General features: G+C 68.4%; 13 protein-coding genes. 1 reads left to right on the forward strand and 12 read right to left on the reverse strand.

The window, feature by feature from the left end:
• Positions 1–70: 70 nt before the first annotated feature.
• The 9 genes from RUTHE_RS12110 to RUTHE_RS12150 all read right to left on the reverse strand — a co-directional run bounded on the left by RUTHE_RS12110 (position 71) and on the right by RUTHE_RS12150 (position 8,728).
• On the reverse strand, positions 71–1,159 hold the full coding sequence (locus RUTHE_RS12110) for an ABC transporter ATP-binding protein (protein WP_021098720.1): 1,089 nt from the start codon (positions 1,157–1,159) through the stop codon (positions 71–73).
• On the reverse strand, positions 1,156–1,956 hold the full coding sequence (locus RUTHE_RS12115) for an ABC transporter permease (RefSeq protein WP_021098721.1): 801 nt from the start codon (positions 1,954–1,956) through the stop codon (positions 1,156–1,158). The genes RUTHE_RS12110 and RUTHE_RS12115 overlap by 4 nt, the downstream gene beginning before the upstream one ends.
• Positions 1,956–2,864: an ABC transporter permease gene (locus RUTHE_RS12120; RefSeq protein ID WP_051150463.1), complete on the reverse strand. Its 909-nt coding sequence runs from the start codon at positions 2,862–2,864 to the stop codon at positions 1,956–1,958. Before RUTHE_RS12120 ends, RUTHE_RS12115 begins: the two co-directional genes overlap by 1 nt.
• Positions 2,861–3,871 carry an ABC transporter substrate-binding protein gene (locus tag RUTHE_RS12125; RefSeq protein WP_021098723.1) on the reverse strand — a complete coding sequence of 337 codons (1,011 nt, stop codon included), beginning with the start codon at positions 3,869–3,871 and terminating at the stop codon, positions 2,861–2,863. Before RUTHE_RS12125 ends, RUTHE_RS12120 begins: the two co-directional genes overlap by 4 nt.
• A gap of 38 nt (positions 3,872–3,909) precedes the next feature.
• Entirely contained in the window at positions 3,910–5,376 is a 1,467-nt protein-coding gene (locus RUTHE_RS12130; RefSeq protein ID WP_021098724.1) for an aldehyde dehydrogenase, read from the reverse strand.
• Between the two features lie 3 nt (positions 5,377–5,379).
• On the reverse strand, positions 5,380–6,417 hold the full coding sequence (locus RUTHE_RS12135) for an LLM class flavin-dependent oxidoreductase (protein ID WP_021098725.1): 1,038 nt from the start codon (positions 6,415–6,417) through the stop codon (positions 5,380–5,382).
• Positions 6,414–7,337, reverse strand: a complete 924-nt coding sequence (locus RUTHE_RS12140) for a flavin reductase family protein (protein ID WP_021098726.1) — start codon at positions 7,335–7,337, stop codon at positions 6,414–6,416. Before RUTHE_RS12140 ends, RUTHE_RS12135 begins: the two co-directional genes overlap by 4 nt.
• Before the next feature lie 82 nt (positions 7,338–7,419).
• Positions 7,420–8,154, reverse strand: coding sequence for an alpha/beta fold hydrolase (locus RUTHE_RS12145; protein ID WP_021098728.1), 735 nt, complete (start codon positions 8,152–8,154; stop codon positions 7,420–7,422).
• Complete coding sequence (locus tag RUTHE_RS12150) at positions 8,126–8,728, reverse strand: amino acid synthesis family protein (RefSeq protein ID WP_021098729.1); 603 nt, start codon at positions 8,726–8,728, stop codon at positions 8,126–8,128. Before RUTHE_RS12150 ends, RUTHE_RS12145 begins: the two co-directional genes overlap by 29 nt.
• A 109-nt stretch (positions 8,729–8,837) precedes the next feature.
• On the opposite strand from RUTHE_RS12150, the gene RUTHE_RS12155 reads away from it, so the two are divergent.
• The gene (locus RUTHE_RS12155; RefSeq protein ID WP_211217753.1) at positions 8,838–9,512 is read left to right on the forward strand and encodes a GntR family transcriptional regulator; all 675 of its coding nucleotides are present in this window, start codon (positions 8,838–8,840) and stop codon (positions 9,510–9,512) included.
• Positions 9,513–9,595: 83 nt separating this feature from the next.
• Here the strand turns inward: RUTHE_RS12155 and RUTHE_RS18665 are convergent, their stop codons facing one another.
• The 3 genes from RUTHE_RS18665 to RUTHE_RS12170 all read right to left on the reverse strand — a co-directional run bounded on the left by RUTHE_RS18665 (position 9,596) and on the right by RUTHE_RS12170 (position 14,563).
• Positions 9,596–11,926 (reverse strand): aldo/keto reductase, encoded by a 2,331-nt coding sequence (locus RUTHE_RS18665; RefSeq protein ID WP_021098731.1) that lies wholly within the window; start codon positions 11,924–11,926, stop codon positions 9,596–9,598.
• A 44-nt stretch (positions 11,927–11,970) separates the two neighbouring features.
• Positions 11,971–13,032: an ABC transporter ATP-binding protein gene (locus RUTHE_RS12165; RefSeq protein ID WP_021098732.1), complete on the reverse strand. Its 1,062-nt coding sequence runs from the start codon at positions 13,030–13,032 to the stop codon at positions 11,971–11,973.
• A gap of 85 nt (positions 13,033–13,117) precedes the next feature.
• Positions 13,118–14,563 (reverse strand): extracellular solute-binding protein, encoded by a 1,446-nt coding sequence (locus RUTHE_RS12170; protein WP_021098733.1) that lies wholly within the window; start codon positions 14,561–14,563, stop codon positions 13,118–13,120.
• Between the last annotated feature and the right edge of the window lie 9 nt (positions 14,564–14,572).

A 14,572-nucleotide genomic window follows, 5' to 3' on the forward strand; every position in this document is an offset into this window, starting at 1 on the left:
TCCGCCGCCGCCGGATACGATGCAACGTGATCGCATTGCGCTCTAGGCTGACGCCTTGTCAGTCTCTGGGTCAGTCTCTGGGAAAGGCGTGAACCGTCTCCGCTGCCCATCGGATCCAGAGCCGGTCGCCCCGTGTCAGGCGTCCCGAGAGCGGATGCATGAAGCCCAGCCGCACCGTGACAGGGGCATTCCACGCCGTCAGAGCGACGACATCCGTGATGTTGCCAAGAAAGGTCACGTCCTGGACGAGGACGGGAAGGCTTGCGCCATCCGGCCCGGGGTCCGGCGAAAGCTCGATCCGTTCGGGCCGGAGCATCAGTTCCGCCCGCTGCCCCGGCCGTCCGGGCGCATGGAGAGGAATGCGGCGCGCGAGAGTCCCGTCCCCGAGGCGCAGATCGGCGCAGCGCCCTTCGACGGCCGCGATCGTTCCGTCGAGGAAGCTGCTGTCGCCGATGAAGTCGGCCACGAAATGCGTGGCCGGGCTGGTATAGAGTTCGGCCCCGGTCCCCACCTGCTCGATGCGACCGGCGTTGAAGATGGCGATGCGGTCGGAAAGCCGCAGGGCCTCCTCCTGGTCGTGGGTCACGTAGAGGATCGTGACGCCGGTCTCGCGATGGATGCGGCGGATCTCGTACTGGATCTCCTCGCGCAGCTTCTTGTCGAGCGCCGAGAGCGGCTCGTCCATCAGCAGGACGGGCGGGTCATAGACCAGAGCCCGGGCGAGCGCGACGCGCTGCTGCTGCCCGCCCGAGAGGCTCGCAGGCTTGCGCTCCTCGAAGCCGCCGAGCCGCACAAGTTCGAGCGCGCGGCGCACCTTCCGGGTGATCTCGGCCTGCGGCAGGCGACGGACGCGAAGCGGAAAGGCCACGTTTTCTCCCACCGACAGGTGAGGAAAAAGCGTGTAGCGCTGGAACACCATGCCGATGTTGCGCTTGTGAGAGGGCACGCCCAGGATCGACCGGCCCCGCAGCCGGATGTCGCCGGTATCGGGATCCTGGAAACCCGCAAGGATGTAGAGGGTCGTGCTCTTGCCCGAGCCGGAGGGCCCGAGGAAGGTCATGAATTCCCCTTCCTTGATGGACAGCTCGACATGTTCGGTCGCCACGACCGGGCCATAGGTCTTGCGCAGGCCGTTGATGTGCAGAAAGGGAGGGATCATGCGGATCTCCGTCTGCCGAGCCGGTTGGCGAGGATCATCAGGACAAGGGTCAGTCCCACGAGCAACGTGGAGGCGGCGGCAATGACGGGCGTCAGGTCCTGCCGCAACGTGGTGTAGACCTTCACCGGAAGGGTCTGCAGCATCGGGCTTGCCATGAAGATGGCCAGGACGACCTCATCCCAGGATGCCAGGAAGGAGAAGATCGCCGCGGCGAAAAGCCCGTGGGAGATGGCCGGAAAGGTGACGCGCCAGCGTGCCTCCCAGGGCGAGGCGCCGCAGAGGATGGCCGCCTGTTCGATGGCGGGATCGAAACCTTCGAGCGCGTTGGTGATGGCGATGATCGAGAAGGGCAGTGCGATCACCAGATGGGCGATCACGAAGCCTGCAAAGCTCCCGTCAAGACCCAGCCGCAGAAAGAGGATGTAGAGCGCGACCGCCAGGATCACGACCGGCAGGATCATCGGCATGAGGAAGATGGCACGCAGAAGCTCGCGCCCCCGGAAGCGTCCCCGGACAAGGGCAATGGAGGCCAGAAGGCCCAGCACGACCGACAGGACGGTCACGGACAGGGCAATCCTGGCCGAGGTCCAGGCCGCCTCGAACCAGCGGGGATCGGCGAAGAGATCCCGGTACCAGTCCAGTGTCCATCCCGGCGGGGGGAAGATCAGCCAGCGCGAGTCACCGAAGGAGAGGGCGACGATGAACAGGATGGGCAGGATGAGGAACAGCGCCACCAGGATGCAGAGGGTGATCAGCACCCATTTCAGGATCCCGAGCTTTCCGAAGTCCAGGAGCATCAGCGCATCCCCTCGGGCCGGCCGAGCAGGCGGATCTGCATGGCGTAGAGCAGCAGCGTGACGGCAAGCAGCACGAAGGCGGCGGCAGCGCCGAGGCCCCAGTTGGTCAGGCTCTGGACCTGCTGCGCGACCAGTTGGCCCATCATCATGTTGGAGGTTCCGCCCAGCAGGGCAGGGGTGACGAAGTAACCGAGCGACATCACGAAGACCATGAGCCCGCCCGCGGCGAGGCCCGGCGCCGCGAGCGGCAACAGGATGCGGCGAAACGCCTGCCCCCTGGTGGCCCCGCAGAGGGAGGCGGCCTGGAGGATCATGGGGTCGATCTTCCGGATCACTCCGGTCAGGGGCAGGATCATGAAGGGCAGCATGATGTAGACCATGCCGATGGTGACGCCCACAAGGTTGTTCACGAGGCGCAGCGGCTCGTCGATGATCCCCAGCGCCTGGAGCATCCGGTTGATGACGCCTGTCTGCTGAAGAAGCACCATCCACGCATAGGTCCGCGCGAGGAGATTGGTCCACATCGAGAGGACGATGATCCCGAAGAGCAGGGCCGACCATCGGGGTGGCATGATGGCCAGCGCCCAGGCGACCGGGAAGGCGAGGAGGGCCGTGACAGCGGTCACGACCCCTCCCACGATGAAGGTGTTCAGGAGAATGCGGAGATAGGTCGGCCCTCCGAACAGCGCGGCATAGTTCTGGAATCCCGGCTGCGGCTCGGTGACCGATCGGGCCAGGAAGAGCACAACCGGAAGGGCGAAGAAGGCCAGGAGCAGCACCAGCGCCGGCAGAGCGAGAGCGAGCCCGCTCGGCCGGCGCCGGAGCGCCGGGACAGTCGCCGATCCGGCATGCCCGGCGGCGGGCCCGACCCCCCCGGATGCCGCGTGGACCGGGGATTCCGTCGTCACTCGGCTTGCCATGCGTACCAGCGCGCTGCGATCTCGTCGCGGTGCTCGCCCCAATAGGCCAGGTCCGCATTGATCTGCATGGCGGTCTGCATGTCGGGCAGGGTTGCCCGGATGGCCGGGTCCATCAGATCGGGCGAGCGGAGGTTGATGGGGGCATAGCCGGTGAGAGCGGCAAATTCGGCTTGCGCTTCAGGGCTTGTGGCATGGGCGATGAACTGCATCGCCGCCTCCCTGTTGGGGGCCCCCTTCGGCACCACGAGGGCGTCGGCAGCGGTGATGTTCTGCTCCCAGACGATGCCCACATCCAGTCCGTCGGCCTGGATGGCCGCAAGCCGCCCGTTCCAGAAGAGGCCGATCGGTGCCTCGCCTGACGCGAGGAGCTGCTGCGACTGCGCGCCGCCGGACCACCAGATGATCTCGTCCTTGATGGTGTCCAGCTTGGCGAAGGCGCGATCAAGGTCGAGCGGATAGAGATCGTCGGGTGCAACCCCGTCGGCCAGGAGAGCCGCCTCGATCACGCCGGGCGCAGCCCACTGGTAGAAGGTGCGCTTGCCGGGAAACCGTTCCGTGTCGAAGAGATCGGCCAGAGATGCGGGCCGTGCATCCGGGAAATTGGCCGGATTGTAGCCCAGCACGAAGGAAAAGTAGAAGCTGCCGACCGCGCAGTCGGAGACGAAGCGGGGATCCAGATCCCTGCGGTCGATCACGGAGAAGTCGAGCGGCTCCAGAAGGCCCTGGCCACAGGCCTGCAGGGCGTAATCATATTCGACATCGACCACGTCCCAGGTCACGCGGCCAGCCTCGACCATCGCCCTGAGCTTGCCGTAGTCGGTCGGGCCATCCTGGACGACCGCGATCCCGGTCGCCTCCGTGAAGGGCGTGGCCCAGGCTTTGGTCTGGGCATCCTGTGTGGTGCCCCCCCAGCTGGTGAACACCATCCCCTGAGCGCCTGCTCCGGTGGCAACCAGCGCCAGAGCGACGGCGGCCGTCAAACCGTACCCTTTCATGTGTGGCCCCTCCTTGTTGTCTCTCATCGCGTCCTGGGTCAGCGCATCACGAACGGATCCGGGATGGGATCGTCCGAGATGCGCAGCCAGACCGTCTTGATGGTGGTGTAGTCGAGCGCCGCCGCGAGCCCGCCTTCCCGTCCATGGCCGGACAGGCCATGTCCGCCGAAGGGGGCAATGGGCGAAATGGCGCGATAGGTGTTCACCCAGACCACGCCCGCGCGCAGCCGCCGCACCAAGCGATGCGCACGGGTCAGGTTCGTGGTGAAGATTCCGGCGGCGAAGCCGTAGGGGGAGCCATTGGCGAGATGGACCGCGTGATCCTCGTCGTCGAAGGCCTGAACGGACAGGACGGGTCCGAAGATCTCGGTCCCGAGGCATGGCGCCTGCGGGGCCTCGGTGCAGTCGAGGATGGTCGGCTGCACGAAGAAGCCCGGTCCCTCCCATGTCCCGCCGCCGGTCACGAGGCGGGCTCCTGCCGCAACGGAGGCTCTGATCACATCCACCATGCGGTCGCGCTGCCGGCGTGTACAGAGCGGGCCCATCTCGGTGGACATCTCGTGCGGCGCCCCCACGCGGATCGCCTCGGCCTTCAGCCGCAGCTTGTCGAGGAACGCATCCCGGACCCTGCGCTCCACGAGCAGGCGCGAGCCCGCGACGCAGCTTTGTCCCGTGGCCGCGAAGATGCCCGAAACCTGGGCGTTGGCCGCGCTGTCCAGATCGGCGTCGGCGAAGACCAGAAAGGGCGACTTGCCGCCGAGCTCGAGCGAGGTGCTGGCCAGGTTTTCGGCCGAGTTCCGCACCACCGCCCGTGCGGTTTCGGGCCCGCCGGTGAAGGCGACATGATTGACAAGCGGATGCGTGGTCAGGGCCACTCCGCAGGTCGGGCCAAAGCCCGTCAGGATGTTGACAACCCCCGGAGGGAAGCCCGCCTCATGGACCAGGCGCGCGAACGCCAGAAGTGGCGCGGGCCCGTCCTCGGAGGCCTTGAGCACCACCGTGCAGCCAGCCGCCAGCGCCGGACCAAGCTTGACTGCCGAGAGGAAGAGCTGGCTGTTCCAGGGCACGATGGCCGCTACCACGCCCACCGGCTCGCGCCGCAGCCAGACCTCCATGTCCGGCTTGTCGATGGGGAGGTGAGCCCCCTCGATCTTGTCGGCAAGGCCCGCGTAGTAGCGGTAGTATTCCGCGACATAGGCGATCTGGGCCGAGGTCTCGCGGATGATCTTGCCGGTATCCCGCGTCTCGAGCTGCGCCAGCCGGGGCGCCGCTGTCTGGACGAGGTCCGCCAGCCGCAGGAGCAGCCTGCCCCGCGCAGTGGCCGTCAATCCCGCCCATTCGGATGCGTGAAAGGCCCGGTGGGCGGCGCGGACGGCGCGATCCACGTCTTCCGCGCGCGCTTCGGGCATCAGCGCCCAAGGCTCTCCGGTCGCGGGGTCGAGGCTCTCGAAGCTGGCGGAGCCGTCCTCGAAACGCCCGTCGATATAGTGCTGGAACCGCTCCATCTGTCAGGCGAAGGCCGGCATGACATCATCGAGGAAACGCCGGAGCGAATCCCGCTTACGCTCGAAGCTCATCCCGCTGTCGATCCAGAGGGAGAACTCGTCGTAGCCCATGGCCTCGTAGGCCTTGATGCGCTCGATGACCTCGGGTGCTTCTCCCACGATGTTGTTCTTCCGCATGGCGGCGGGACTGTAGAAGGGGTGCGCCGCGATCTCCTCCTCGGTCAGCTCCTGGATGAGACCTTGCCGGATGGGGCGCTCATTCCTGAACCAGGCGCCGAAATAGTTGTAGAATCTGTTCAGTTCCTCCGCGCCCCGGTCTGCGTCGGCCTCGCTTTCGGCGACGTAGGTGTGGCGCAGGACCATGATCCTGGGACGGGGCTTCTCGGGAAACTTGGCGCAGGCGGCGTTGAAGCGGGCCATCAGGCTCTCGACCTCCTCGTCGCCCAGATGCAGCGGCGTCACCTGCACGTTGCATCCCTGGGAGACCGCGAATTCATGGCTGTTGGGATCGCGGGCCGCCACCCAGATCGGCGGGTGCGGCGTCTGAAGCGGCTGGGGGGCGGAGGTCGTGGCGGGAAACTTCCAGTATTCCCCATCATGGGCATAGTCCCCGGCCCAGAGCGCCTTCACGGCCGGGATGAGCTCACGCATCCTCTGGCCGGCCGTCCAGGCGTCGAGGCCAGGGCAGAGCCGTTCATACTCGAAGGAATAGGCCCCGCGCGCGATGCCCAGCTCCAGCCGTCCCCCCGTGATGATATCGGTCATGGCCGCCTCGCCGGCCAGGCGGATGGGGTGCCAGAACGGGGCGATCACCGTGCCGGTGCCGAGGCGAACGTTCTTCGTGCGCCGTGCCAGGTCCACGAGGTTCAGGAACGGGTTCGGCGCGATGGTGAAGTTCATGCCGTGATGCTCGCCCGTCCAGATGGCATGCATCCCGCCCCGGTCGGCCATTTCGCAGAGTTCGATCATCTCGTCGTAGAGCCGCTTCTGCGGCACATCGGCGGAGACGCGCTCCATGTGGATGAAGAGCGAGAACTTCATGGCCTGCTTCCCTTGGTGAGGCGATAGACTTCGCCCGCGTCCTGGTTTCCGGAGTAGATGCCGTGGTTGCCGAGACGGTTTTCCTCCGAAAGCCGCTCGAGCATGGACCGCATGGCGGGATCGCTCACATCGGCGAGGCCGGCGGGTGAGAGGTCCACGAAGCCTGCCCCGCGGACAGGCTGGCCACAGGTGGCCGGGCAGAGATAGGCGAGATGCTGGAGCCCGCGCCGAACGTCCTCGTAGACGGCGTAGATGAGACCAGGCTCTGCCGCGATACCGGTCGAGGCGATGAGCGTGCGCAGCGTGGCACTGGCCCCTTCGGGGCCTACGCGGGACGACGGCAGGACCAGGCCGCCCTGCCCGTCGTCCACCAGAAGCACCTGCCCCGCCTTCTCGATGATCGCGATCACCAGGACAGCCGGACCCGTGCCGATGGCATCCGCGGTGCGCACGGGGGTGAAATAACCGCCCCGATAGTAGCCGAGGCCGGGCAGACTTCCTGCCTCGAAGGCCTCGACATGACCCAGCAGGATGGCATGGTCGCCCGCCTCGATGACTTGGTGCATCCTGCAGTCGAACCAGGCCGAAACCCCCTCCAGCACGGGGAACCCATGCGGGCCGAGCCGCCACGACACCGTGGCGAAGCGATCCGGGACAGGGCGGGCGAAGGTGTTGGAGACCTCCTTCTGGCCTTCGGACAGCACATTCACGGCAAAGCCGCGGGCGTCGTGGAACGCGTCATAGTTCCGCGAGGATCGGGCGATGGAGACCAGAAGGAGCGGCGGCTCAAGCGATACCGAAGAGAAGGAGTTGGCGGTGAAACCCAGGGGGTTCCCCTGGGTGTCCAGTGTCGTGACGACCGTGACACCGGTCATGAAGGTTCCGAAGGCGTCCCGCAGGAGGCGGCGCTGATCGATCATTCGGCCCGGTCCTTCTGCAGGGCGACGCTCACGGGCGTCGCCAGCCAGTCCTGCATCGCCTCGGTCACGGCGTCGGGGGCCGTCAGGTTGACCATGTGCCGATGCCCTCGATGAGGCGAAGCCGCGCATGCGGCGCGGCCCCGGCCATGGCCCGCGCCATGGCGGGCGTGGAGTTCGGGTCCAGGGCGCCCGTCAGCACGAGCACCGGCACGGCGATTCCGCACCAGCGGTCGGCATAGATGGCGTCGCCCTCCGCAAAGGCGCGGTAGGCTGTCGCATAGGCCCCCACATCCATGCCGCCGAGCCAGCCGGCGACCTTGGCGCGCGCTTCGGCTTCGGTGGCGCTGCTGTCGAACCAGCGCGACAGCGGACCCTCGATGTCCAGCCGCCCGCCCGCAATCTCCTCGGCCCTTGCACGCACGGCGGCGCGGGCGTCGGGAGACCGCCGGAAGACTGCGTTCATCACGGCGAGCCGGCGGACGAGAGCGGGGTGCTCCACCGCGACGCCGGCCGCCACCAGGGCGCCCATGGAATGCCCCGCGAGGTTGACGGGGCCGCAGTCCAGGGCCCGCAGGACGGAGGCCATCCAGGCCACGAAATCGGGCAGCCGTGAATCCGGCGCGATCGGGCTCGATCCGCCATGGCCGGGCATGTCCACGGCCAGGACCCGGTGAGTCCGTGACAGGGCGGCGATCTGCGGTGCCCAGGCCTCTGCGCGCAGTCCCACGCCGTGGATCAGGACCACCGGCTCGCCTTGCCCGGCATCGATAAGACAGACGCGGGCGCCTTCAGACAGCGGCAGGATTCGCGGCGTCATGCCCGAGTTCCTTCAGGTCCTCATAGCGGTCGCCGATGCGATGATGCGGCCGTCCTCCGATCGAGGCTCCGAGCGCCACGACGATCTCGTCCGCCGCGGGCGCGTCGGGGATCGCGAACTGGATGGTGAGGTAATGCGAGCGCCGTCCCTCATCGTTCTTGTCCATGAGCGGGATCATGATCGGCGCGTTGGCCGGCCCACGCGTGTTGCAGAAGGCCAGGTAGGACTTGGCCCCGACCGCCTTCCGGTAATGGTTGCCGAAGCGCAGCGTGTGGATGAGCGCCGATGCGTGTTCCACCTCGCCGCCGAGCCCGACCACAGCCGATTTTCCGTAGCCCTCGACCGCCGCACCCGAGCCGGCGCGCTCGATGATCATTCCTGTCAGCAGCGCTCCCAGTTCGGGGGCGATGGCGTGGATTTCGGGACGAAGATCCTCGACGAAGCCCCGATCCGCCCAGGGGTTGCGGAGAACCGCCGCCGCCGCGATCAGCACCAGGGGTCTGGGCGCCGGACGCCCGCCTTCGATCAGTGTTGTCTCGACATGCAGAAGGGTCTTGCGGATCGCGGCTGGCATCGTGAGTCGGGTCTCCCTGGCTGCCTTACTATGGTATACCATATTACAGTATGTCAACATGACATTGTCGCGCCGGTCCGCCGGTGCTAGGGATGCGAGCATGGAGCCGATGCCGCTTGACGACCTCCGAATCGACAAGCCCCCGCAAACCCTGCGGGAAATCATTGCTGCGCGTCTTCGGGGTGCGATCATCGCCGGCCGCTTCCAATCCGGCGACCGCCTGGTGGAACGCTCGCTCTGCGACCAGCTCGGCGTGAGCCGCACGGTGGTGCGCGAGGTGCTGCGGACCCTGGAGGCCGAGGGGCTGGTCGAGACCCTGGCCAACAAGGGCCCCATCGTGGCGCGGCTTGACTGGCCCACGGCGCGGCAGATCTACGAAATCCGCCTTCTCCTGGAGCAGGGGGCGGCCGCGGCCTGCGCCCGCCGCGCGGACCCGGAGGTCAAGGCAGATCTCAAGCAGGCGTTCGCCGCCATCGAGAACGCTTCTGCCACAGGGGATCGTGCCGCGCTCCTGTCGGCCACCACGGGCTTCTACGAGATCATCTTCCGGACCGCCGGGCACGAGATCGCCTGGGACATCGTGCAGCGTCTCAATGGCCGGATCAGTCGGCTGCGCGCCCTGACGCTGGCCACGCGTGAGCGCCAGGTCTCGGGACCCGCGCGCATCGCCCGGATCTGTGAGGCCATTCTTGTGAATGACCCGGAGGCTGCCGCCACCGCCGTGCGGGAGCATCTGACCGAGGCGGCCGAGATCGCGCGCCGCCTGCTCGATGCCGAGGCATAGTGCGCCGGATGCGCGCTCGCCGGACTGTCCGGGGAATCGTCATGGACATTTCCGGGCCAGACGCCGGAGGCGGGAACGGCCGTTCACGGGCCCGGATCCCGGAACCAGCAGGCCCGCGGCACGCGCAGCGCCCGGAAGGTCTGGCCCTCATGGGCGCCTTCGGGGGCGGGCCAGGCCTCGATCAGCGTCCAGCCGGGCGCCCCCTCCCGGCAGGCGGGGTCGGCGCTGCTGTCGGTGAGATAGAGCACATCCGACCCGTCCCCCGGTGTCAGGGCATGGCGCTGGGCATAGTAATGGGCAGGCGGACCGGGCAGCGGTTCGGCCGCGATCGCGAAGGGCGCCCCGCGCAGCGTGTGGAACAGATCCGCCAGCAGGTCGCGCCGGGCGGCGACGATCGTCCCGAGGCCCTGGGCCTGCGCTACCTCCGCCGCATGGAGGCTGACCGCGGAACGGCCCATCCAGCGGGCGAGCAGCAGATCGCCCGAAGGGGTGCGGAGACGGTCGGCCAGGGCCGCGGCGAGGGGGAGTGCCAGGCAGAGCCCGATGTTGATCCCGAGCGCCGCCCTCCGCCAGAGGGGGCGATGGACGAGCGCGGCGGCGCCCAGAAGCGCCACGCCCGGATAGGCTGCGGCTGCCCAGTTGGCATTGGCCCCCGCCCACAGCGCCTGGCCGGAGACGATCAGCAGGACCGGGGCCGACAGCAACGCCGCATAGGCCCCCGGAAAGCGCCGCGCCCGCGGCAGAGCCAGCGCCCAGGCCGCGAACAGGACAGGGCCCCCGGCGGCGAACTGGGCCCCCAGAAAGCCCGTCAGATCGGCCCAGCGCAGGCCCCCCGCCTGACCCCAGTCGGCATTGTAGGCGGTATGCGTCAGCGTGACGAAGCCGTTCTGCGCATTCCACCACAGATTCGGCGCCAGAACGGCCAGCGCGGCAATCCCCCCCAGCGCGGCATCGCGCGGACGCAGCCGCGCCTGCGGCAGCAGGACCGCGGCGAGAGCCAGGCCGGGGAGAACGAACAGCATCGCGTATTTCGCGAGCATCCCCGCCCCGATCGCCGCCCCCCACAACAGCGCCCTCACCGCCGAGGGCCGCGCGGCGAGGCGCAGCTGGAGCAGCGCAGCGAGCGCGACGAAGAACAGCAGCGGCGTGTCGGCCGAGGCAAGCAGGCTGCCCACGCCGACAAGGGGCAGGCTGGCATACAGCACCCCCGCGAGCGCGCCTGTCCGCGCATCCCACAGCCGCGCGCCGAGCGCCATGACGACGAGCGCTGTCCCCGCATGCAGGAGCGGCAGCGGCAGCCGCACCCAGAAGGCCCCGTCACCGCCGAGGGCGGTCGAGAGGCCGATCAGCCAGCCGATGAGGGGCGGCTTGGAATAGTAGCCCCAGGCCGGCTCCTGCCCCCAGAGCCAGTATTGCGCGTCGTCCACGAACAGGTCGCGCGCATCCAGGGGCAGCCACAGCACCCGCCAGAGCGTGAGCGCGAGGATCGCGCCGAGGGCAAGGCGGACGGGGCGGAAGACGGGGCGGGAGGAAAGGGGAGGCGCCATCCCCGGTCCCTTAGGGCCGTGCCGCCCGCCCGGCAAGCGCCCTATTCGAACACCGCCGGATCGGGACCGCAGCGTTCCCCGGTTCCGAGCGCGGTGATGGCGGCGATCTCCTCGGCCGTCAGCGGGGCGGCCTGCAGCACGGCCAGATTGGCGGCGATCCGGCCGGGATCCTGCGACCGCGGGATCACCGACAGGCCCCGGTCGAGATGCCAGCGCAGGATCACCTGGGCCGGGGTCAGGCCGGTGCGGGCGGCGATCGCCCGGATGGGCGGGGCGTCGAAGCTGCGCCCCTCGCCCAGGGGGGGTCCAGCTCTGGGTGACGATGCCGCGGGCCGTCATCGCCGCATGCAGGGCCGTCTGGGGCAGGCGGGGATTGATCTCGATCTGGTTGAGGACCGGCCGCACGCCGGTCTCGGCCTCGAGCCGGTCGATCTGGGCGGCGTCGAAGTTCGAGACGCCGATGGACAGCGCCCGCCCCTCCTCGCGCAGGCGGATCATCGCCCGCCAGGTCTCCACATAGAGATCCTTCGCCGGGCAGGGCCAGTGGATCAGCAGCAGATCCACATGATCGAGCCCGAGCCGCGCCAGGCTGGCCTCGGCCGCGCGCAGGGTGCGGTCATGGCCCTGTTCGCTGTTCCAGATCTTGGTCGTGACGAAAAGCTCCTCGCGCGGGATGCCGCTGTCGCGCAGGCCGCGGCCGAGCCCCGCCTCGTTGCCGTAGATCGCCGCGCCGTCGAACAGCCGGTAGCCGGCGCGCGCGGCCGTCGCGACCACCTCGGCGGCACGGTCCTCGGGGATCTGCCACAGGCCGAAGCCGAATTGCGGGATCGACCGGCCGTCATGGAAGGAAAGACGCGGCTGGATCATGGATATCCTTTCCTGTTCGGAAGGGAGCGGCGCGGCAGGCTCTCTCAGAGCCGCAGGCCGGTCCCGGGATCAAAGAAATGGGCCTGGGTCATGTCGAGAGGAACGCTGGCCGGCTGTCCGACCGCGGCGGGAAAGCGCGGATCGACCTGGGCCGTCACCTTCTGCCCCTCGGCGGTGCCGAGCAGCAGCGTATGCGCGCCCAGCGGCTCGATGGCCTCGGGGATCAGCGTCAGCGTCGCCTGATGGGCCGAGCTGCGCATGTGTTCGGGCCGGATGCCGAAGACGACGGCCGGGCGGTTGCCGAGGCGGCGCGCCTCGTCCGGGGGCAGGGGCAGGGTCTGGGACCCGAGGACGACGGCCCCCCCAGCCAGGCTCGCCTCGAAGAAGTTCATCGCCGGCGAGCCGATGAAATTGGCCACGAAACGGTTGGCTGGCCTCTCGTAGAGGGTGATCGGGTCGGCGGCCTGCTCGATCCGGCCGGCGCGCATCACCACGACGCGATCGGCCATGGTCATGGCCTCGACCTGGTCATGGGTGACATAGACGGTCGTGGTGCCGAGCCGGCGCTGGAGCAGCTTGATCTCGGTCCGCATCTCCACCCGCAGCTTGGCGTCGAGATTGGACAGCGGCTCGTCGAAGAGGAAGACCTGCGGCTGGCGCACCAGCGCCCGGCCGATGGCGACGCGCTGGCGCTGGCCGCCCGAAAGGGCGCGCGGCTTGCGGTCCAGATAGGGCTCGAGGGCGAGCAGGCGCGCCGCCTCGGCCACGCGGGATTCGATCTCGGCCTGGGGGGTGCCGTGAACCTTCATCGCATAGCCGATGTTCTGCCGCACCGTCATGTGCGGATAGAGGGCATAGTTCTGGAACACCATGGCGATGTCGCGCGCGCCGGGGCGCAGATCGGTCACGTCGCGCCCGCCGATGCGCACGCGGCCCGAACTGGCCGTCTCGAGCCCGGCAAGGATGCGCAGCGTCGTCGTCTTGCCGCAGCCCGAGGGACCGACCAGCACCACGAATTCCCCCTTTTCGATGGACAGCGACAGGGGCGGCAGGACTTCCACCGCGCCGAAGGATTTCGTGATGGCGTCGAATTCGACATGGGGCATGGCGGCGGTCATCCCTGGAACGGCGCCCCCCGGCACGGCGGCCGGGGGGGCGGATGGACGGGGGCGGTTTCCCCCCCCTTGCGGATCATTCGAGCGGCGGCAGCCCGACCGAGGCCCGATAGGCGGCAAGCTGGCTTTCGCGACCGAATTCGTCGGTCAGACGGTTCCATTCCGCCGCGATCGTGTCGAGGGCCTGCTGCGGCTCCACCTCGCCGGCGAGGGCCTTGGACAGTTCGATCTCCAGCACCTCGGTATAGGAGAAGAAGCCCGGCAGACGCAGGTCGAGCGCCACATTGGGCGCATCGAGCGAGGCGCGCTGGGCCCCCAGATAGGAGGCGGCCTCTTCCTCGGTGAAGATGGAGGACCAGGCCTCCAGATTGTCGTAATGGCTGAAGCGGTAGGGGTTGACCCCCGAATTCGCCGTCACGATGGCCTTGCCCGAAACCTCGGGGCTGATCACCGTGGCGACGAAATCCCAGGCTGCCTCCTGGTTACGGCTGTCGGCGGGCACGCCGAGCTGCCAGCCGCCGAAGGCGAGGAAGGGCGAATGCACCACCTCGGGGAAGCTGTCCCACTGACCGGTGACATGGTTCCAGATCTCGGTCGATCCGGGCAGCATGGCGGTGCGGACGGTGCCTTCGGCGGCCTCGCCGCCCTCGGTCGCGCGCAGCACGCCCGAATCGGCCCAGTCCACATTCATCGCCACCGTGCCGCCGGCATAGAGCGGGCGCACATCGCCCGATCCGTTGTTGAGCGCGCCGGGCGGGTTGAACTGGAGCAGGTCCTTGTATTCCTCGAGCGCGCGCAGCCAGCCCGGATTGTTGATCTGGGCATCCATCGTCTCGGGATCGAAGAACATGGAGCCGGGATTGTCCGGATGATTGGTGTAGCTGGCGGCGTGGCTGAAGAAATACCAGAACTGCTGGCCGCCGCGGCGATAGGCCTCGGCCGTGCCGTACAGTCCTTCTTCGGGCCGGGTGAAGAATTCGGCCTGGTCGCGATATTCGGCCCAGGTCCGCGGCGGGGCGAGCGGATAGCCGTAGCGCGCCTCGAAGGCGGCCTGCTCCTCGGGGTCCTCGAGCAGATCGGCCCGCAGGTTGAGCATGTGCATGTCGCCGTCCATGGTGGCGGACTTCACCTCGCCATCCCAGACCATCAGGCGCTCGCGGTAGGTCGGGTGGATATCCTCCCAGTCGAGGCCCTCCTGCATCGCGGCGGGCATGGTGGACAGGAAGGGCGCGAAGTCCGGCAGCCAGGCGGGCACGAAGCCGATGACATCGAAATCGCCCGTCTGCTGGGACATGGCGGTGAGGAACTTGGGATAGAGCTCGCCGAAGGGGAACTCGATGACGTTCACCTGGCCGCAGGTGCGGGCTTCCCAGACCTCGGCCGCGGCGGCCAGCGCCGAGGCGATGGCCGGGCCGTTCTGGGTGGACACATTCAGCGTCACGCCCGAATAGTCGGGCGAGCACTGGGCGGCGGCCATGCCGCCCAGAGGCAGCAGCGCCGCGCTCAGCAGAAGTCTTCTCATGATCTCCTC

It is taken from the genome of Rubellimicrobium thermophilum DSM 16684 (genome assembly GCF_000442315.1).
Taxonomy (GTDB): domain Bacteria; phylum Pseudomonadota; class Alphaproteobacteria; order Rhodobacterales; family Rhodobacteraceae; genus Rubellimicrobium; species Rubellimicrobium thermophilum.